17 protein-coding genes are annotated in these 17840 nt (G+C 43.8%); 8 read left to right on the top strand and 9 right to left on the bottom strand.

Annotated features, from left to right (window positions below):
- Position 1: 1 nt before the first annotated feature.
- The gene (locus V7K42_RS12560; protein WP_334916591.1) at positions 2 to 2602 is read right to left on the bottom strand and encodes a U32 family peptidase; all 2601 of its coding nucleotides are present in this window, start codon (positions 2600 to 2602) and stop codon (positions 2 to 4) included.
- A 214-nt stretch (positions 2603 to 2816) separates the two neighbouring features.
- On the opposite strand from V7K42_RS12560, the gene V7K42_RS12555 reads away from it, so the two are divergent.
- Both V7K42_RS12555 and V7K42_RS12550 read left to right on the top strand, forming a co-directional pair.
- Positions 2817 to 3101 (top strand): type II toxin-antitoxin system TacA family antitoxin, encoded by a 285-nt coding sequence (locus tag V7K42_RS12555; protein ID WP_334916589.1) that lies wholly within the window; start codon positions 2817 to 2819, stop codon positions 3099 to 3101.
- Entirely contained in the window at positions 3091 to 3612 is a 522-nt protein-coding gene (locus tag V7K42_RS12550; RefSeq protein ID WP_334916587.1) for a GNAT family N-acetyltransferase, read from the top strand. Before V7K42_RS12555 ends, V7K42_RS12550 begins: the two co-directional genes overlap by 11 nt.
- A 494-nt stretch (positions 3613 to 4106) precedes the next feature.
- Here the strand turns inward: V7K42_RS12550 and V7K42_RS12540 are convergent, their stop codons facing one another.
- The gene (locus V7K42_RS12540; RefSeq protein ID WP_334916631.1) at positions 4107 to 5915 is read right to left on the bottom strand and encodes an ABC transporter ATP-binding protein; all 1809 of its coding nucleotides are present in this window, start codon (positions 5913 to 5915) and stop codon (positions 4107 to 4109) included.
- A 464-nt stretch (positions 5916 to 6379) separates the two neighbouring features.
- On the opposite strand from V7K42_RS12540, the gene V7K42_RS12535 reads away from it, so the two are divergent.
- Positions 6380 to 7282 carry a hypothetical protein gene (locus V7K42_RS12535; protein ID WP_334916583.1) on the top strand — a complete coding sequence of 301 codons (903 nt, stop codon included), beginning with the start codon at positions 6380 to 6382 and terminating at the stop codon, positions 7280 to 7282.
- A gap of 386 nt (positions 7283 to 7668) precedes the next feature.
- On the opposite strand, the gene V7K42_RS12530 is transcribed toward V7K42_RS12535, so the two are convergent.
- Both V7K42_RS12530 and V7K42_RS12525 read right to left on the bottom strand, forming a co-directional pair.
- On the bottom strand, positions 7669 to 8799 hold the full coding sequence (locus V7K42_RS12530; protein ID WP_334916581.1) for an aldo/keto reductase: 1131 nt from the start codon (positions 8797 to 8799) through the stop codon (positions 7669 to 7671).
- An 80-nt stretch (positions 8800 to 8879) separates the two neighbouring features.
- Positions 8880 to 9377, bottom strand: coding sequence for a bifunctional nuclease family protein (locus V7K42_RS12525; RefSeq protein ID WP_012406891.1), 498 nt, complete (start codon positions 9375 to 9377; stop codon positions 8880 to 8882).
- A gap of 340 nt (positions 9378 to 9717) precedes the next feature.
- Between V7K42_RS12525 and V7K42_RS12520 the strand changes: the two genes are divergently transcribed.
- Positions 9718 to 10398 (top strand): riboflavin synthase, encoded by a 681-nt coding sequence (locus V7K42_RS12520; protein WP_334916579.1) that lies wholly within the window; start codon positions 9718 to 9720, stop codon positions 10396 to 10398.
- Between the two features lie 112 nt (positions 10399 to 10510).
- On the opposite strand, the gene V7K42_RS12515 is transcribed toward V7K42_RS12520, so the two are convergent.
- Together V7K42_RS12515 and V7K42_RS12510 are read right to left on the bottom strand one after the other, a co-directional pair.
- Complete coding sequence (locus V7K42_RS12515; RefSeq protein WP_334916577.1) at positions 10511 to 12070, bottom strand: M23 family metallopeptidase; 1560 nt, start codon at positions 12068 to 12070, stop codon at positions 10511 to 10513.
- Positions 12071 to 12160: 90 nt separating this feature from the next.
- Complete coding sequence (locus V7K42_RS12510) at positions 12161 to 12979, bottom strand: biotin--[acetyl-CoA-carboxylase] ligase (protein ID WP_334916576.1); 819 nt, start codon at positions 12977 to 12979, stop codon at positions 12161 to 12163.
- A gap of 77 nt (positions 12980 to 13056) precedes the next feature.
- Here V7K42_RS12510 and pgeF point away from each other — a divergent pair, with 77 nt between their 5' ends.
- The gene (pgeF, locus tag V7K42_RS12505; RefSeq protein ID WP_334916574.1) at positions 13057 to 13869 is read left to right on the top strand and encodes a peptidoglycan editing factor PgeF; all 813 of its coding nucleotides are present in this window, start codon (positions 13057 to 13059) and stop codon (positions 13867 to 13869) included.
- Positions 13870 to 14077: 208 nt separating this feature from the next.
- Here the strand turns inward: pgeF and V7K42_RS12500 are convergent, their stop codons facing one another.
- From V7K42_RS12500 to csaB, 3 genes are read right to left on the bottom strand one after another with little or no spacing between them, the layout of a single operon-like run.
- Entirely contained in the window at positions 14078 to 14473 is a 396-nt protein-coding gene (locus V7K42_RS12500) for an aspartyl protease (RefSeq protein WP_334916572.1), read from the bottom strand.
- Positions 14470 to 14787 carry a hypothetical protein gene (locus V7K42_RS12495; protein WP_334916570.1) on the bottom strand — a complete coding sequence of 106 codons (318 nt, stop codon included), beginning with the start codon at positions 14785 to 14787 and terminating at the stop codon, positions 14470 to 14472. The genes V7K42_RS12500 and V7K42_RS12495 overlap by 4 nt, the downstream gene beginning before the upstream one ends.
- Positions 14788 to 14817: 30 nt before the next feature.
- Positions 14818 to 15855, bottom strand: coding sequence for a polysaccharide pyruvyl transferase CsaB (gene csaB, locus V7K42_RS12490; RefSeq protein ID WP_334916629.1), 1038 nt, complete (start codon positions 15853 to 15855; stop codon positions 14818 to 14820).
- Between the two features lie 187 nt (positions 15856 to 16042).
- Here csaB and V7K42_RS12485 point away from each other — a divergent pair, with 187 nt between their 5' ends.
- The 3 genes from V7K42_RS12485 (at position 16043) to hisA (ending at position 17566) form a co-directional block, all read left to right on the top strand.
- A complete protein-coding gene (locus V7K42_RS12485; RefSeq protein WP_334916568.1) occupies positions 16043 to 16378 on the top strand; it encodes a DUF2499 domain-containing protein in 336 nt (111 codons plus the stop codon).
- On the top strand, positions 16375 to 16671 hold the full coding sequence (locus V7K42_RS12480; RefSeq protein WP_334916566.1) for a DUF3593 domain-containing protein: 297 nt from the start codon (positions 16375 to 16377) through the stop codon (positions 16669 to 16671). The genes V7K42_RS12485 and V7K42_RS12480 overlap by 4 nt, the downstream gene beginning before the upstream one ends.
- Positions 16672 to 16792: 121 nt before the next feature.
- Positions 16793 to 17566: a 1-(5-phosphoribosyl)-5-[(5-phosphoribosylamino)methylideneamino]imidazole-4-carboxamide isomerase gene (hisA, locus tag V7K42_RS12475; RefSeq protein ID WP_334888411.1), complete on the top strand. Its 774-nt coding sequence runs from the start codon at positions 16793 to 16795 to the stop codon at positions 17564 to 17566.
- Positions 17567 to 17840 lie beyond the last annotated feature (274 nt).

The raw sequence follows: 17840 nt of genomic DNA, 5'->3' as shown, positions 1-17840 counted from the left end.
ATCACTTAAGTACTGACACTCCCATCGGCCCACGAGTTACGCCCAATTGATTTTGCAATTTCAACTCACGCCAGAGTTGGGAACCTGTAATTTCACCCTGCAATAATTGACGATAGCGATGTATTATTTTAGTCACTTGATCTGGACTTTCATTCACAAACTCAATGCGAAAGTGACGTAATCCCAGTTCTATGAGACGCTGTACGTACTCTGCTCCAGTTTGAGCAGTGCCATTAAATACAGTATTTCGACAGCCTACATCTGCCTTGAGCACGTGTTCGCTACCTACACGGTCTTTTAATTTTACTTCCTGCTTTTCACAAGGTCGCCCACAGTTGGTATGGTCTGTACCTGTCGATAAAAAGGCGCAAAAAACACAATGTTCCATGTGAAACATCGGTATATGTTGATGGATTGTAACCTCAAACCACTGGGGTGAACAACTGGTAAGCAGGTCTTGCAGTTGGGTAATATTCAGGTCATAAGATGCCGTCAGCCGTTCTAACCCAAAGCGTTGCTGAAAGTAGTCTGCTGTTAAGGGATTAGCAACGTTGAGCGAAAAATCTCCAACACAACGGTCTTGAGCAAAGAATTGCAATTGGTCATAGTTCCGCACCAGATAGCCATCTGCTTCACAGGCGCGTACCTGCTGCAAAATCCAGTTTTCCCCCGGTTTAGTAATTCGGGGTGGTGCAACCCAGATTGTGGGGAGTGAAGATTTTTCTGCTTTGTTTTTTTGCTGTTGTTGGCGTACCATTTGCACCGCTTCTCGGTAGGCGCGGGGGTCTTCAAATTCACAGTACAGTGTTTCAACTCCGGCTCTGAGGGCGGCTTGGAGTTGCTTGAGGTTTCGTACTAAGACGATGAGTGAAGGAGATAAGGGGGATGAAGTAGATGAGGAAGGGAGTAAGTCTTGGAAAGAGACATCAGAACGTAACTGCCAGCGTTTGGGTTGACTTCGCAATTCTTCCAACTGCACAACAATTTCCCGCCGCATCCGATTTAACTCGCTGACGGGCAGCATAAGGGAAGTGCTAAGGTGGTTGGTTAGTTTTTCCAAAACGAAAGGTGTGTTACCGAGACGACCGAATTGTTCTTGTAAACGGTCTGTATCTAAGGGTTTGGTGTGCGCCTCCACCAGAGAAATTGCAGACTCTACCTGCACAATATTACCGAGTCGATCGCGGGCGATCGCAATTAACGCCTGACCAACTTCTCCATAAACCTCTACATCAATCGGACGCTGAAATTGGGGATTCTCGCCAGCAAAACTTTGACGTAGTTGCTTATCTAATTCTGGATCATTGGTTTTCCAAATGCGATCGCCTATATGCACTCGCCGCAGATTCAAGTCATTTCGCCCAAAGGACAAGATGGCTTCTTTACCCTTGCACACCACAGCATAGATCCGTCCGCCTTCTTCCTTCGCTTCTGGATGACCGCAGTCAAATACTATTCCATCTCCTGGTTTTACAGGCGCTTCCAGTTTGACTGTTACCTGTTCGTTGTGAATACGGCTAACTTCACCCAAATAAACCCCACGTTTTTTACCAAAGCGGGCGTGAACTAGTTCCTGATTATTAATCCCGCCAAACCAACCCGTATAGAGTCCGCGAGAAAATGCCATTTCTAAGTCGTAGTGTTCTTGGTCTGTTTGACCTCTCACCTTCTCCGAAACGGGAGCTTTTTTTCCCCCTTCCTCGCTAGGGAAGAGAGGTCTTTCCAATTCCGTCATCACACTATCCAAAGCTTGCCGATAAACACGGGTGACATTAGCAACATACTCTGGGGCTTTCAGGCGACCTTCAATCTTGAGACAAGTCACTCCTGATTTCACCAAATCGGGCAAAACATCTAACCCTGCTAAGTCTTGAGGACTGAGTAAATATTTGCGATCTTTTAAATTCACAATTTCCCCATCAGCAATTAAATCGTAGGGCATCCGGCAAGCTTGGGCACATTCGCCTCGGTTAGCAGAACGTCCGCCTAAAGCCTCGCTAGTCAAACACTGACCGGAATACGCTACGCACAAAGCACCGTGAACAAATACTTCCAAGGGTAGCGAAGTTTCTTGTAGGGCAATCTGCTGCTGAATTTTATTGATTTCCTGAAGAGAACATTCACGCGCCAGCACTACCAATTGACAGCCGAGGGATTTGGCAAATTCCACTCCAGCCGCACTGGTGATGGTCATTTGGGTGGAAGCATGGATGGGGAAATCGGGCGAGAGGTGACGGATGAGACGACAAATTCCTACATCTTGGACAATCACTGCATCCACACCTGCGGCAATAATTGTGCGGAGATATTGCTGCGCTTCTGCTAGTTCTTTGGTAAATATCAGTGTGTTGACAGTGACATAACCCTTTACGCCGCGACGGTGCAGAAATGTCATCAATTGGGGTAAGTCTGCCTCAGTAAAATTTTCCGCCCGCATTCTGGCGTTAAACCGATCCAAACCGAAGTAAATCGCATCTGCCCCATTTTCCACAGCAGCTTTAGCACAGTCCCAATTACCTGCCGGCGCGAGTAGTTCAGGACGTTGAAGGGAGAGTTGGGAAAAAGGGCGTAGGCGTAGCCCATCGGAGATATCGCTTTTCATCAAATTTAGGGAAGGTTAACTAGCACCATAGTGATTTTATCGAAGTTATTGAGGGATGGTGCGTTTTGCCGCAAGCATTGCGATCGCCACGCTAGTGTTTTAATTCACCTAGAGGCGATGAAAAAATGATCCTGGTTCAAAATATTGTGTGTACATTGTCCACTAAGATTAGCTATGCTGTAGATAGAGACTCAGCTAAAGGTGGAAATTAGCCATGTCAGAAACATCATCTGCAAAAGATTGCCGTATCGATTTACGAGTTACCCAAGAGCAAAAAGAACTATTAGAACGGGCTGCAAGTCTCAAAGGAATTTCTTTGAGTGCTTATACACTTTTTCATGTTTTACCAGTCGCCAAGCAAGATATAGATGCAAATGAAAGGCTTGTGCTGTCAAATTTTGATAGAGATTTGTTTATGTCAGTAATGGAAAATCCGCCAGAACTGAAGGGAAAACTCAAATCTGCTATTCACAAATATAGACAGAAGTATGACAATTGATAGCGAGGCAAGATGGAATTTTGTACCAATAGATAACAAGCATCAAAGAGATTCTTTTGATTGCGGTTATGCAATTTTGAATGATTATCTTAAGAAATATGCACGGCAAAATCATAATAAAGGAATTGCTAAAACATTTGTAGCAATTCCAGCATCAGGAAGCTTGAAGATTGATGGCTATTATACTGTCAGTGCCAGCGTTATTGAATATGAATCCTTACCGGAATCTTATCATCGTGGAATGCCTGCCTATCCGATTCCAGCAATGCTGATTGGGAGATTAGCTGTAGATAACTCGATTAAAGGACAAGGTTTGGGAGGTGAATTGTTAGCTGATGCTCTCTATCGTGCTGTTCGTGCTTCTCAAGAAATTGGTATATACGCGGTGAGAGTTGATGCTATCGATTTGCAAGCAAAGGAATTTTATCTCAAGTATGAGTTTATTCCTTTTCAAGAAAATGAACTCTCACTATTTCTGCCGATGGCAACGATAGTTAGAGAGTTTGATTAACTTAATTCTTAAATCACTGTCCTGAGCAAATTAACTTAACCTTTAAAATAGGGGTTTAAGTAATTGTTCAACCTGTACTCGCTGCATAGGGAATAGCGATCGCCTTTGCCAAATGAGATAAATGAAGCGATCGCTTCCTCAGTTTAGTAGACAATAATCAGTATGGCGATTTAAATTTAAGGTAGATGCCCAAGAAAATTAGAGAGTTAAAAGCAATTTTGTTAAAGGTCGCATTTGTCTATCGTCCTGCAAAGGGTAGTCATACCTTCTGGAATCACCCATTGATACCTGATGAACCAGTTAGCATTGCTGGAAAAGATGGAGACGTAGTATCGTTGTTGTGTAACTTGCATAATTTTATTAAATAACAACTGCACTCAAGGGATTTCAGCAATTTATATCGAACAGTCTAACGTACTTAGATGAGGGGCTAGGTGCTTTGACAAGATGAGCGATCGCTATCTCAATTCAAAAGTACCTTCTAGCCCTATTTCCTATTGATAACCGGCAGCTTGCAACATAAATAATTTGGCATAACGTCCTCCTATCTGTAACAGTTCTTCGTGAGTTCCTTTTTCTATAACTTCCCCGTTTTCTATTACTAGAATTTTGTCCGCCATCCGTACTGTTGAGAAGCGATGGGAAATCAAAAGTACCATTTGATTTTGAGTAATAGCGCGAAAATGATTGAAAATCTCAAACTCAGCTTGAGCATCGATTGCTGATGTTGGTTCATCTAACACCAAGATATCTGCTTGCGATCGCATAAAAGCACGAGACAAGGCAATTTTCTGCCACTGTCCCCCAGAAAGTTCTTGTCCTCCTTTAAACCAACGACCAAGCTGAGTCTGGAAACTTTGGGGTAATTGGTCAATAAAAGATTGGGCCATGCCTTTTTCAGCAGCAGTTTGCCAATAGGTTTTATTTTCGAGATGTTCTACATCACCCACACCAATATTCTCCCCCACAGTGAACTGGTAGCGGACAAAGTTTTGAAAAATCACACCAATGCGACGGCGCAGCACATCCACATCCCATTCCTGCAAGTCCAAGCCATCTAAGAAAATTCGCCCAGAGTCGGGGGTGTATAGTCGGGTAAGTAGTTTAATTAAGGTTGTCTTACCAGAACCGTTTTCACCGACAATTGCCAGCTTCTCTCTGGGTTTCAAATGCAGCGAAATGTTTGTCAACGCTGGCTTAGAACTTCCTGGATAAGTAAATGATACGTTCTCAAAACGAATACCCTCTTGAGGATTTAAACCAATGGTTGCGTTACCCCAAGACTTTGGTACTTCCTCTTCGAGGAAATCGTAGAGATTTGATAAATATAGGTTATCTTCATACATCCCTCCAATAGATGTGAGGGCATTGGAAAAAGTAGATTGTCCTTGGCGAAAAACGGTGAGATACATTGTCATATCTCCCAAGGAAATCTTACCTCGCACTGTTTCCAGCACAATCCAAGCATAAGCTAGGTAAAAAGCAGCAGTACTAACTAAACCTAGGAGATAGCCCCAAAATCCTCGCCGCAGAGTCAAATCGCGGTCTTCGCCATAGAGTTGATCGAACAGGTTGCGGTAACGCCCTAGCAGCATTTCTCCCAACTGGTAGAGTTTGACTTCTGTGACAAAATCTTCTCTTGCTAGCAGATTTTCTAAGTAGTTTTGTTGACGAGTTTCTGGCGCACGCCAACTAAACAAGCGAAAGCCTTCTCCAGCAAACTTAGTTTCTGCAATAAATACAGGCATAGCTGCCAAAACCAGTACCACCACCGCCCAAACTGAGAAATTTACTAGCAAAATCCCGTAGGTAATCAGGGAAAGGGCACTTTGTACTAACCCAAAGGTGCGATTTACTAAGGAAAGGGGACGAACTGATGCTTCTCGTCGGGCATTGGTCAACTTGTCATAAAATTCTGAGTCTTCAAACTGCCTAAGATCCAGTGTCAGCGCCTTTTCTAAGATGAGTACATTCACTCGCTGACCCATTAGCGCCCGCAATAACGATTGACAAATGATAATTCCTCGTTGACCGCCTGCTAGTAAAATTACAGCGATCGCTTCTAATCCTACATAAAATAGAGACGGATAAATATTGACAAAACCATTGTTTTGTGAATTAACTTGAGATGCAAATACCACTGCATCAACAATTAACTTACTGATGTAAGATATCGCCGCCGGTAAAAGACCAGCAACTATTGTTAAACTTGCCAGGAGAATAGTAAGCGATCTACTAGTAGTCCATACCAAGCTTACAGCCCGTCCACTGTAGCGGAAAACCGTCAGCGATTGCCGGAGGATATTTCTTTTTTTTTAATCTTCATCTTTATTGCCGCGAGATACACCAGCTTGGGCGGATCTTCCTAACTCTATTTAATCTTTATAAATTTTACATTTTTATCAGAATGTTGGCTGAAAACCCCGAAGTTGAAACCTAAAAACTAGTTGTTATTCCGTAGGCTAACGCACTAGGGTGTTAACTTTTTACCATTTTAGGTGTTCAAAATTCATGCAAAATATATACTGCCAGTAGTTCTAATCAAGCGGACTACGAACAGCTTTACCACCCCTATTAAGTACATGGGTGTAAATCATCGTGGTTAGTTTACACAGTTCGGTTTAATTGTGCCTACCTACTTAGACAAATGTTGTAGATAGTTCAATCAAGCAAAGATGCACTGAGGATTATCAAGATCCTCCTGAAATGACGGGCATAAAGTAATTTCCTGGTACACATCCAGAATTATGAGGTCTTTTAAGAATTTATGGTAAAAAAACAAACTGTCAAAAAAATCGTCAAACAAATCACTGATCCCCCACAACTGGATAAGCATATCCTAAGCTCTTACTCTATGCTCCGCTGGTCTATGGGTATTCTTAGCCTTATATTTCCATTGCTGCTCGTCGTCGGTGGGCTTGTCAAGTTATTTTGGCTTTCATCTCCGCTAGAAATGCAGCACTCCCTTAGCGCTTATTATCATGCCGGAGTTAATGCCGAGACCATGTGTACAGCGTTTGCTGGAGTCTACCGAAATCTCTTTGTGGGTATTCTTGTCGCGCTCAGCCTTTGCCTGGTTATCTACAAGGGTTTCGGCAAATTGGAAGACTGGTTGCTCAACGTTTCCGGCATAAGTCTTGCTTGTGTTGCCTTCTTCCCGATGGGGTGGCCCGAAGAGCAGATGCTGTCAAAGTGCGGAAACGAGGTTTTCGTCGGTAGTAAATTACTGAACCTTGAGATTAAGTTGTGGGGGCAGGATATTAGGCTCCATTTCATAGCAGCTTTTATTTTCTTCCTGATGCTGATCTCGGCCAGCATCTTCACAGCGATGGATAGCGTTGATGTCATAGAAGATCCAAAGAAACAGACGTTTTGGAGAAACATCTTTTCCTATGCTAGGTGGGTTATGCCGCTCTCGCTCCTGCTTGGTTTATTAGTGTGTCTTCTTACAAAGACAGATTACACAGTCTTGTGGTTGGAGTGGATAGGCATCTGGGCATTCTCCTTCTACTGGCTGCTCAAGAGCTTTGAGATTATGCAAACAAAGGTCGATGAAGATATGATCGAGGGCAGAGTGCAACGGAAGGGAGCTCCATCTTCGCCAATGGACAAGGACAACCCCACCAAAGCCCGTGGTTTAGTCAGGGTTGATTGTAGTAAAAATACTTGAAAATTTAGTGCAATCGTCGATCTTGTAGGGTGAGTTACCCACGACAACTTCTAATTACTGCAATGATAAATTCCAGGGAACGCACCAGGATTGTGGACTTTAAGTGCGATCGCAGTCTAACAACGCCCATGCACACTGACCGTCGAGAAGGTATCTGTTGGAATTCAAAGGTTATCTGTGGCCGGTGATGGGCACAGTTATAAGTCGTTATACATATAGCTACAGAGGGCGCAATTTTTCTACAAAGTCAACATCCTACTAACGCACCATCTCAAATTTTCGGTGCATTAGGACTAATTTTCATAACGCACTCTACCAAATTCAAGCCAATGTGGATGAGGTTTTCCGACTTGTGTGTACACAGTAAGTCTTTAGACCGGAGAGTGTCAACCCCACAATCTCCTACCTACTTTTCCATTTAATCTTTCGTGAGTATCTTCCAACAAAGCTGGAATATCTAACTTTTCTGGACACCGAGGTAAACAATCACCGCATTCTGTACATCGGTTGCCTTTCATGCCAGGGAACCAGTGACCAGCATTTTCAAACATACCGTAACGATACTGTCCATAATCTTTCATATCGTATGCTATTGCAAGGTTTCGTAACCGCAATACCTCTGGAATATTGATATTTTCTGGACAGGGCAAACAGGCATAACACTGACTACATTTATCAGTTTTTAAAGCAACTTTTTGCTGATTTTCTAATCTTTGGAAAGCAGATATTTCTGCTGATGTTAACTCTCCATCATTATCAGCAATTCGCAAAGGTTCCCTTAATTCATCTGGGTTAGCTGGCCCGATACTCAAAGTAGTAATACGGTCATCAGAAAGTAAAAAACGCTGGCTTGTCTCTAAGGGTGAATACGGATAGCACAGGTCTTTTAGAGTTTGGGATGGCGTGTAAAGAAGTCCTCCCTTGTCAGCAGGGGAGATGATGAAAATGCCCATATCCTTTTCGGCTGCTAGTTGAATCGCTGGTGCGTGCCGTTGAAAAAAATAGTAATAATGCAGATAGACAAATTCAAAAAAATCTGTGTTGATTGCTGCTTGAATTAACTCTAATGACCCGTGGCTGGAAAAACCAACATGTCGGACTCGTCCATCAGCAACAGCTTCGTCTACAGCCTGCATACAGCCATTTTTGGCTTGCACCCATTCCAAATGTTGCCAAGTGTTCAAGCCATGAATACCTAAACAATCTAAATAATCTAGTTGTAATCGTTCTAGGGATTCGTTGATGCACCGACGCATGGTGTCAGCATCTGCTGTGGCTGGAATTTTGGTAGTGATATAAAACTTCGTTCGGGGTGTTGACAACCCAGCTTTTAGCATCCTACCAAGAAACTCCTCGCTTTTGCCGTAACCTCTAGCGGTTTCTAGATGATTAATTCCTAACGCTAAGGCTTGTTGGATGGTCTGGTGGGCATTTTCAAAAGAAGCCAGGTAGCGCATTGTTCCCAAGGAAAAAACCGAGAGGTACAGATCCGTTTTTCCAAAGCGTCGGTATTGCATCTTGAACAAAGAGTTAGGAGTTAGAAGTTAGGAGTTAGGAGTTGAAGTAAGTAATTCATAACTCCTAACTCATAACTCTTTTAGCTGTCGCCATTACCAAAGCGCTTGATCAAATCTTCGGGACGGAGATTGGAAATAAATTCACGGAAGGCTTGCTGTTCGGCTTCATCTGCATCGCGGTCAACAGGGATAGAAGCATCAGCAATTACTTCTTCCATTACCCAAATGGGGGTATTTGTACGGAGGGCAATGGCGATCGCATCGCTAGGACGCGCGTCAATTTCTTTTTTGACTTCGCCTTGCTGGACAATTAAAGCTGCATAAAATGTGTCTTTTTGTAGGGAATGAATGATCACCTTTTCTAGAGTCATATTCCAAGTCTCTAGAAGATTCACAATCAGGTCGTGGGTTAAGGGTCTGGGAGGCTTCTGATTCTCCAGCGCACCCATAATTGCCCTAGCCTGTTCCTGACCGATGTAAATTGGCAAAGCCCGCCGATCTGAAGAATCTTTCAAAAGGACGATCGGGCTGCGGGTTATGGCATCTAATGCGATGCCAGCAACTTTCATTTCAATCATTGCCTAAGCCTCTACAATGCTTTGAGAGTCTTGGATGTTGTGTAACAAATAGTACACCTTTTTCGGCGGCTTGGTGACAGTAATAAACATAAGCATTCGTTCTCTATAATTGCTTCTATTAAACTCCGAACTTGTGGTGAAAACCAGAGTAAGTCAAATTGGTCTTCTTAGACAATAACCTTCTTACCCAAGTATGCCTCGTGAAGGATGCTAATGTGTTAATATTCCCATACGAAAAAAAGTCAGAAAATATACTTGGATGTTCTAAATTTCTGTGACAATTACCAATTGACTTCCGGCAAAATTAGGCAATAAATAGAGTTAGTTTGACAAAAAAGCCGTGTTTACAGGATTAATCCAGGCATTAGGAACGATGGAACCCTTGGGGGGCGATTCTTGGCAAATTACTTGTGTCAGCCAGTCGGGTGAAGTAATTATGCAAGATTTAGCTTATGGTGATAGTGTTGCTGTCGATGGTGTTTGCCTGACAGTAGAAAAAGTTTTAAAAGACGGGTTTATCGCCACGGCTTCACCAGAAACGCTACGCCGAACGACGCTGGGAGGCGAACAAACCCAACAAAGATATGTCAATTTAGAAACGTCGCTAAAAGTAGGCCGCAAGGTTGGCGGTCATTTTGTGATGGGTCATGTAGACGGCATTGGTCGATTGCTAGTGGCAGAACAAACGGCTAGTTCTTGGGAAATGACCTTTATTGCATCTGATGCGATCGCCCGGTATATTGTCCCCAAAGGTAGCATAGCCGTCAATGGCATCAGCCTCACAGTAGCCACTTATGAGCCAGAACTCTCCCAATTCAAGGTGGCGGTAATTCCCCTCACTTATGCCGAGACCAATCTTCGTTATTTGGTTTCTGGAAGCTTGGTGAATCTAGAAGGGGATATTCTCGGCAAATACGTCGAAAAATTCCTTTATTCTGGCAACCCACACATCAAAGTCCATGATGACAATAGTTTAGATGGCATTACACCCGCATTCTTGGCAGAACACGGGTATTTGTAATTGGGGATTGCGGATTGGGAATATGGGGTTGGGAATATGGGAATTGGGCATCGTTATTCTTTTCCTGTCCTTTGCCTCTCATCTCCCAGTCCCCAGTCGCCAGTCGCTAACCTCAGCTACCTGGTTCCTTGCTGACCTGAGCGGTTTGCAAGCCTCGCACTAACTGGCTGAGGGCACTTTGTAATTCCACACCTGGGTCAGTAGCAACCCACCCGTTTGGTGTAAGGTGGCGGACTTCAAAGTGCAGGTGAGGCCCTGTGGAATTTCCGGTGCTACCAACTAGACCAATGACAGTTCCAGGTTGTACCCACTGACCAGGTTGAACAAGGATTTCTGACATGTGACCGTAGAGAGTTTGTTCAGCAGATTTGTGATTCAGGATAACGGTTAAACCATAACCACCAACCCAGTTAGCAGTTTCTACTTGACCAGCAGCAGCAGCTAAAACTGGTGTTCCCGTAGGCGCACCTAAGTCTGTACCAGCGTGGAAGCGTTGAGTACCTGTGATTGGATGAATTCGCCAACCAAACAACGAGGTAATGGGAGCAGGAATAGACAATGGATACATCATTCCCGTACCACTATAGGCAACTCTCCCTGTATAGGGGATTTGCGGCAATACTGATGCTAGTGAAAAATCATAAGCTATGTTGCTGGGACGGGGTGCAATGTTACCATCTGCCATTGGTGGGGGTAAGGTACCACCACTCGGTGCGATGGGAGTTGCACTCACGGTTGTGGGGCTGAACTCACTGGGACTCAGAATAAACCGATTCGGGCGAAATGCGCTCTTAGTGTCACCACCGGAAGTATTTTGAACAGCACGCCACCGACTGGTGTTGCCAGTAGTTGCAACTTGTTGGACGGGTGGAACTACTGGTGGTAATTGGGCGTTTTGACTTCTTCTCAGCCAAGTAGGTGCTACTTTACCATTAGAATCAGCTACACTCCTTTGGGGTGCTTTGGCGCAAACGCCGCCTAACACGCTTTGCCCTGACGGTAAAATGGCTCGGCAACCACTGGAGCGTTCTGTGAGAATTACGGAATTTGGTGCTTGATAAGTACCTGTGGTACCACTGTCATAACTATTAGGATCAATATAAGCGTTATTATAATCCTTGGTTTTCCCTGTAGTTGCACTGACAGGGCTGTTAGAGTTATTTGATGGTTGAGCAACTTCTGGAAGTTTTTCAGGTAAAGAGCGGGTGGGAGTATTAGGTTTTTCTTGTCTCACCCTTACAGGTGTAACCTGGGAGGCTTCTACCTTGGGTTTGGCCTGTCTAATAATCACAACAGGTTCAGCAGCTTCGATTTTGGGCGTAGACTGCCTAACTGGTTCTTTTGATTGAGCAACCTCTGGCTGACGCAATCTCTGTTTGAGTCTGGCTCGCCGTTGGGAAAATTCCGGTTGCGCTTGAACCGCTTCCGGTATAACAGCCTGTTTTTTAACTGAATTTGTAACTGCTGAAGGCTTGGAAGTTTCAACAGTGGGAACGATATTATCTACTTGTGTTTCCGTTTGGGCAAACACAAAGCCGCCGCTAAGGAGGCTAACGCTACTCAGCCAGCAGAGGCTCTGAGCTGGTAGCGTTGAGGCAAAACGTTTTTTTGTCAGACCTTGCTGCCATAAGTAATGCAAACGATGAGGGGCAGAATTATTGCGCTGCGTCATTTGTTCTCTCAGTTGTGTGTAATTAGCCTAAAGAGATGATGCTAGTGGTTTGTCTTGCCCAAAGAGCGAAATTTTGAACAAACCTCAAATTTAAACGGAAGATTTATGGTACCCCAAACTGATTGTACCGGGTTGAATATAAATTTCCGGTGTAATTAGTTCCTTTGTATCATGTGTTTCTAAATCAACTCGTAAATTTCCTTGAGGAGTCACTCCAACTACTGTACCTGAAAGATTATTGACATACACCCGATCACCCATGTTTGTAAGCAAATCTAGATAGCGAGACAAGAGTATGCTTACTCCTTCTTGGAAAAGGCACTCCATACCGGATTCTATTCCCAGCAAGACGGTAGAGGTGAGCATTTCCAGACAAGAAATTGGTCTGAAATCTTGCAAAGCTTGCCACGATTCCAGATTGATTCCAGTTTCGGGTACTGGATTTGTCCAGTTAATACCAACACCAATTACTGCTTGAGTGATTTGTCCTTTGTTTACTTTGGTTTCTGTCAAAATGCCGCCTAGTTTGCGACCACTTAAAACTAAATCATTGGGCCATTTTATGCCAATATTTATACCGTGCTGGCGCAATTGAGACGCAATTCCCCAAGCAGTAGCGAAAGTTAGCTGGTAGCTGTCAGTAGCCTCTATTTTTTGGTCAAAAGAAATCGCCACGGAAACATATAATCCCCCAACTGGAGAAATCCACTCGCGTCCCCATTGTCCGCGCCCAGCAGATTGTACAGTTGCGATTACTACTGTTCCAGGAATTGCCCCTTGGTTGAGTAAGTTCCAGAGGGTTTGGTTTGTTGAGGAGACGCTTTCAAAAAAGTGGAGGGAAAATGGTAGATATGTATACTTTCGGCCTGCTTTCAAGGCCGCTTCCAAGTTTTGCAGATTAAATCCCACAGCAGTTAGCCCAAATTCCGTTGTTCAAGTTAGCATTGATTGGCTGATGAGTGATTTCTCTTTAGGTTTGGTTGAAGATGCACACTTGGCACTGGCACAATTCGGAAGGACTGCCTTTTTTAACTTGTAGTATTCTGGAACATTGGCATCACGGCTTCTTTACCCAGCAGTTTTGGCCGCGATCGCCACAAGTTATCACAGAAGTATTGCAACCAGAGGCATCAGTCTATCGCTTAAAGCAGGTTCATGGCAATACTGTTCTCACCCCTCAAGAAGTTGAGAGCTTCTTAAGCTCTGCTGAGGAAGATTTCGCATCAGCAGATGGTTTAATCAGCGAACAGCCTCTACAAGCCGTTTGGGTAGCTAGCGCAGATTGTACACCCGTGCTAATTGGGGATGTGAAAACTGGACAGGTGGCAGCATTACACGCGGGCTGGCGGGGAACTGCTAAAAAGATTGTGCCTTTAGCGATCGCTCGATTACAATCTCAAGGCAGTAAACTTGATGATTTACGCATTGCAATGGGCCCTGCGATCGCTGGTGAGGTCTACCAAGTCTCTATCCAAGTGGCTGCCGAAATCGGGGCTAGTATCATACCACAGAATGAAGAACAAAAAATCATTCAAGCATTGCATGAATTACCAAATTCACCCTTGCTGGCAGATCCTAATCCAGGAAAGGTAAGGTTAGATGTGCGGCGAGTGAATACCTTACAACTGGAAAATATGGGGATTAGTGCAGAACAAATTGCGATCGCCCCTTACTGTACTTTCCAAACTCCAGAGCATTTCTTTTCTTATCGCCGCGAAAAAGAGAAAAAAGTACAGTGGTCAGGGATTGTTAGTGGGAAAACGACTAATAAGCCGTCGCGCCTACAAGTTGCCTTATAATCTTTTAGGTAAAACCTGTAAACCCTCTCCTCTGCTCCTCTGCTCCCCTGCTGTCTCAATGTGCAAATTAAAAACACAACAGTTTACTAGTTCTGTATGAAGGTGCGCCAAACTATATGAGGAACGAACCGCAAAGGACGCAAAGGGCACAAAGAAAGAAATAAGAAGTAAAGAAAATTTGGCGGAGTTTCACAAATAAATAGTGTAACTAGTCTATATTCTCATTACTCTCTACTCTTTCAAGGGTTAATATTTCTTGTGGTTTGTTAACGACCAACTGCATCATGTCCAGCCACAACGAACCGATGATAGTGTCAGGGATGTCATCTCCAACATGAACGGGAATCACAAATTCAGTTCTGTCAATGATGAGTTTGCCTTCATAGATATCGAATTGCGCTTCCCCTTGTGCTGTCCGCATTTCAATTTGTGCAGTCATCAATGACCATTCTAATACTTCTAGGTCTTGAGTATTGATAGCTAACCATCCATCTGTAAACCCAGTATCAAGTAAAGCTTCAACAGAAAATTTGTCATTATTCGCAGCAACAAGCTGAATTTCAAATAATAGTTCGCGATTATCTCCAAACGAACCTGCAATCATAAACTGCCGCAGGTTCCTGTATCGTTGAGTCGGAATATGGTAAGTTTGACTTCGTTAGTATTGCCATAAGCATCGTGAATTTTTTGCATTATCCCTAAGAGTGTAGGGTCAATGAGGTAGTATTCTGTTTCAGGGTCGATGGCAATATGCCAGTTGTAATGCATTTCGATTAAAGTTGGACGTAAGCGCTCGAAAACAGCACGACATTTTATAGCAAGAGCATCGCGGTGTTCCTGAAGGTAGCGTACTTCTTCAGGAGCTAAATTTGATTTTGGGAGAATGCGGGTGCGTCGTGGCTGGGATATCTGTGTCATTTCATTCGCTGTTCATCTATAAACAAAAACTTAACTCAAAGCTTCACTCAACAACTCGCAGTGCAGTAAAGCACCATCCACCAAAGATTGAATTTTCTCTGATGATAACGGATCGCCATTAGCGTAATGTTCCATCCAAGTCAAACCAATCAAATTGGGATCGCCGGGTAAACTTGACAAATCCCACCCAGGCATTTCCAAATCTTCCATGAGACGATTTACTTTGGGGTCATAACTGAGAGCAAAGCAGCGACAACCAACAGCCGCAGCCATAATCAAACTGTGTAAGCGCATTCCAATTGCCATTTCCACACCGCGAAACACACCTTTTAAAAGTTGCGGGTCTTCCAGACACAAAATCTGGCTGACATCTTTAAGATGTGGTTGAATAGCTTCGGCAATACTTAAATCTTCACTTTTTTGAAACGGGAGTAATAGAATAAAAGCCTGCGTAGCTTTTTGAAAGTCAACCAAAGCACGAGTTAAATTTGCCAGACGGGTTTCTGTAAGTTGAGGATGCGATCGCAATGTTACCGCAACTCTCGGCGCAGGGAAATCCCAAAGTCCCGGTACTGGTTTCGACTCCAACGCCCAAACCGGGTCAGGAGCTATAATACAAGGGATTTGCCAATCAGATAATAAAGCAGCACTGACGCGATCGCGGACACTAACTTTGGTACAATTACCAAAGGTTTGCCGCGCTAACCAACGAGTTTGCGGACGCACTAACGGGCCAATCCCCTGCGCCCAAGCAACAGTTTTCAAACCCATTTTCTGCGCTAATGCCATCAGTCCCCCATAATAAAATGGGCTGATAGTACTGGTAACATCTTGAATTAGACTCCCACCGCCCCAAATCAAGGCATCGCAAGAACGTAAAGCTTGCAGTACAGGTAAGGGAGCCATGCGATCGCAAGTTTCTACATTATAGCGATCGCGCGTTTCCTCTGGATTCCCCGAAAGTACCACAGGTGTTACGTGAGATGGTAACATTTGCAAAAGCGTCGCCAACAAAGCCTCGTCACCACCATTACCTTTACCGTAATATCCAGACAATAACGCCCGCATCTTGACCATTTTAGATTTTAGATTAACAACTTTTTTTATACAGAATATCTGTCATTGCTACAGATAGTAGATTCATTCACAAATTAATTCTATTTTCAAACTTCGTAACAAAGGAAGATAGAAAGAACTCCTAACTCTTGTACAGACGCGATTAACCGCGTCTCTCCTCCTAACTCCTAACTTTCTTATGCACGCCCTATCGATTCCCACCTGGATTATTCATATTTCTAGCGTTATTGAGTGGATTGTCGCCATTTGGTTAATCTGGACTTACGGCGAACTCACTAATAATCGTAATTGGTGGGGATTATCCCTGGCCATGTTACCAGCTTTAGTTAGCGCTATGTGTGCTTGTACCTGGCATTATTTCGACAACGCCGAATCTCTGGAATGGCTGGTAACACTTCAAGCTACCATGACCTTAGTTGGTAATTTTACCCTTTGGGCAGCAGCGTTTTTAATTTGGCGTTCTACCAAATCTCCTGACACTGTTGAACCAAAACCTATTAAATCAGAGCCATGATTTCTAAAGAAACCCTGTTTGCACTTTCACTGTTTCCCTATTTGGGTTTCTTGTGGTTTCTCAGCCGCAGTCCGCAAATGCCGCGTTTAGCGCTATATGGATTTTACGGTACTCTCGTCTTTGTTGCCATCACCATCCCAGCCGGAATTTACGCCCAATTACATTACGGTGCGTCTTTGGCCAATGTCGATTGGTTGCACGGTGGTGCAGAACTATTTTTGACCCTTTCTAACATCTTGCTGGTGCTGGGTTTTGGACAAGCTGTAAGGCAATTAAAAATCAAAAGTCATTAGTCTTTTGTAAACACAAATTACCAAAGACTAAAGGCAAAGGACGATCTTTAAACAAGTCAATATACAGTTTAAATGCGTCACAGCTAAATTTTGATTGTATTGAGTTATGAGGAAGAAGTAAATGGATGTAATTCCAGCGATTGATTTACTAGAGGGTCGCTGTGTGCGACTGTATCAGGGAGACTACGATCGCTCGCAAGTTTTTAGCGAAAACCCTGTTGATGTTGCCAAACAGTGGGTAGATCAAGGTTCTAACAGATTGCATATAGTTGATTTAGATGGTGCTAAAGCGGGTAAAGTAGTAAACTTGGCAGCAATTGAAGCGATCGCTCATGCGGTGTCAGTACCCATTGAAATTGGTGGAGGATTGCGCGATCGCACCAGCGTGCAACAAGTATTCAATCTAGGCGTACAGTGGGCAATTCTCGGAACCATTGCTGTAGAACAACCCCAGCTAGTACAACAACTGTGTGAAGAATTTCCCGAACAGATTATTATTGGCATTGATGCCCGTAACGGCAAAGTTGCTACTCGTGGGTGGTTAGAAACTTCGGAAGTTTTAGCAACTCAACTGGCTGTACAAATGCAAGAATTGGGTGCAGCCGCCATCATTTATACAGATATTCACCGTGATGGTACTCTCATCGGCCCCAATTTAGAAGCTTTGCGAGAACTTGCATCGGTAATTTCCATCCCGATAATTGCCTCTGGCGGGGTAAGTTCTATCACCGATTTGTTGAGTTTGTTAGCGTTAGAACCTCAAGGCGTGACTGGTGTGATTGTCGGACGTGCCTTGTACACTGGGGATATTTTACTTAAAGAAGCATTACGAGCGATCGGCCCTGGCCGGATTCAGGATATTCCACCCAATTTAGGTTTTTCTAGCTTTGCTTGACATGTAAATCTACCGAGCGATCGCTTACTCATAAATAGCACTCATATTTGATTTTTGAAATACATGTAGGGTGTGTTATGCGTAAGCTGTAATGCACCTGACTCCAAAGTTTTTGATGCGTTATGCTGACGTTAACACAACGCCAGTGACGCTCGCTCTTGCATCGCTAACGCTCAGGGAAACGGGAGCATCTCACCTTTGCAAAAACATCAGGCAGCAAGCTGGCCGTTGAGATAAGCACATCTAAGCTGTAGCATCCGAGGCACATTTTCTA

The organism is Nostoc sp. (assembly GCF_036917455.1).
Lineage (GTDB): Bacteria > Cyanobacteriota > Cyanobacteriia > Cyanobacteriales > Nostocaceae > Nostoc.
The sequence above is the reverse complement of the archived record's forward strand: the minus strand, read 5'-3'. Positions and strand labels throughout refer to the sequence as shown.

Bases quoted from the DNA above. Each gene is read 5' to 3' on its own strand.
- hisA (WP_334888411.1), top strand. From the start codon at position 16,793: ATGGATGTAATTCCAGCGATTGATTTACTAGAGGGTCGCTGTGTGCGA.
- pgeF (WP_334916574.1), top strand. From the start codon at position 13,057: ATGCACACTTGGCACTGGCACAATTCGGAAGGACTGCCTTTTTTAACT.
- V7K42_RS12495 (WP_334916570.1), bottom strand. From the start codon at position 14,787: ATGACACAGATATCCCAGCCACGACGCACCCGCATTCTCCCAAAATCA.
- V7K42_RS12515 (WP_334916577.1), bottom strand. From the start codon at position 12,070: ATGACGCAGCGCAATAATTCTGCCCCTCATCGTTTGCATTACTTATGG.
- V7K42_RS12560 (WP_334916591.1), bottom strand. From the start codon at position 2,602: ATGAAAAGCGATATCTCCGATGGGCTACGCCTACGCCCTTTTTCCCAA.
- V7K42_RS12550 (WP_334916587.1), top strand. From the start codon at position 3,091: ATGACAATTGATAGCGAGGCAAGATGGAATTTTGTACCAATAGATAAC.
- V7K42_RS12500 (WP_334916572.1), bottom strand. From the start codon at position 14,473: ATGATTGCAGGTTCGTTTGGAGATAATCGCGAACTATTATTTGAAATT.
- V7K42_RS12530 (WP_334916581.1), bottom strand. From the start codon at position 8,799: ATGCAATACCGACGCTTTGGAAAAACGGATCTGTACCTCTCGGTTTTT.
- V7K42_RS12480 (WP_334916566.1), top strand. From the start codon at position 16,375: ATGATTTCTAAAGAAACCCTGTTTGCACTTTCACTGTTTCCCTATTTG.
- V7K42_RS12525 (WP_012406891.1), bottom strand. From the start codon at position 9,377: ATGATTGAAATGAAAGTTGCTGGCATCGCATTAGATGCCATAACCCGC.
- V7K42_RS12485 (WP_334916568.1), top strand. From the start codon at position 16,043: ATGCACGCCCTATCGATTCCCACCTGGATTATTCATATTTCTAGCGTT.
- V7K42_RS12555 (WP_334916589.1), top strand. From the start codon at position 2,817: ATGTCAGAAACATCATCTGCAAAAGATTGCCGTATCGATTTACGAGTT.
- csaB (WP_334916629.1), bottom strand. From the start codon at position 15,855: ATGCGGGCGTTATTGTCTGGATATTACGGTAAAGGTAATGGTGGTGAC.
- V7K42_RS12535 (WP_334916583.1), top strand. From the start codon at position 6,380: ATGGTAAAAAAACAAACTGTCAAAAAAATCGTCAAACAAATCACTGAT.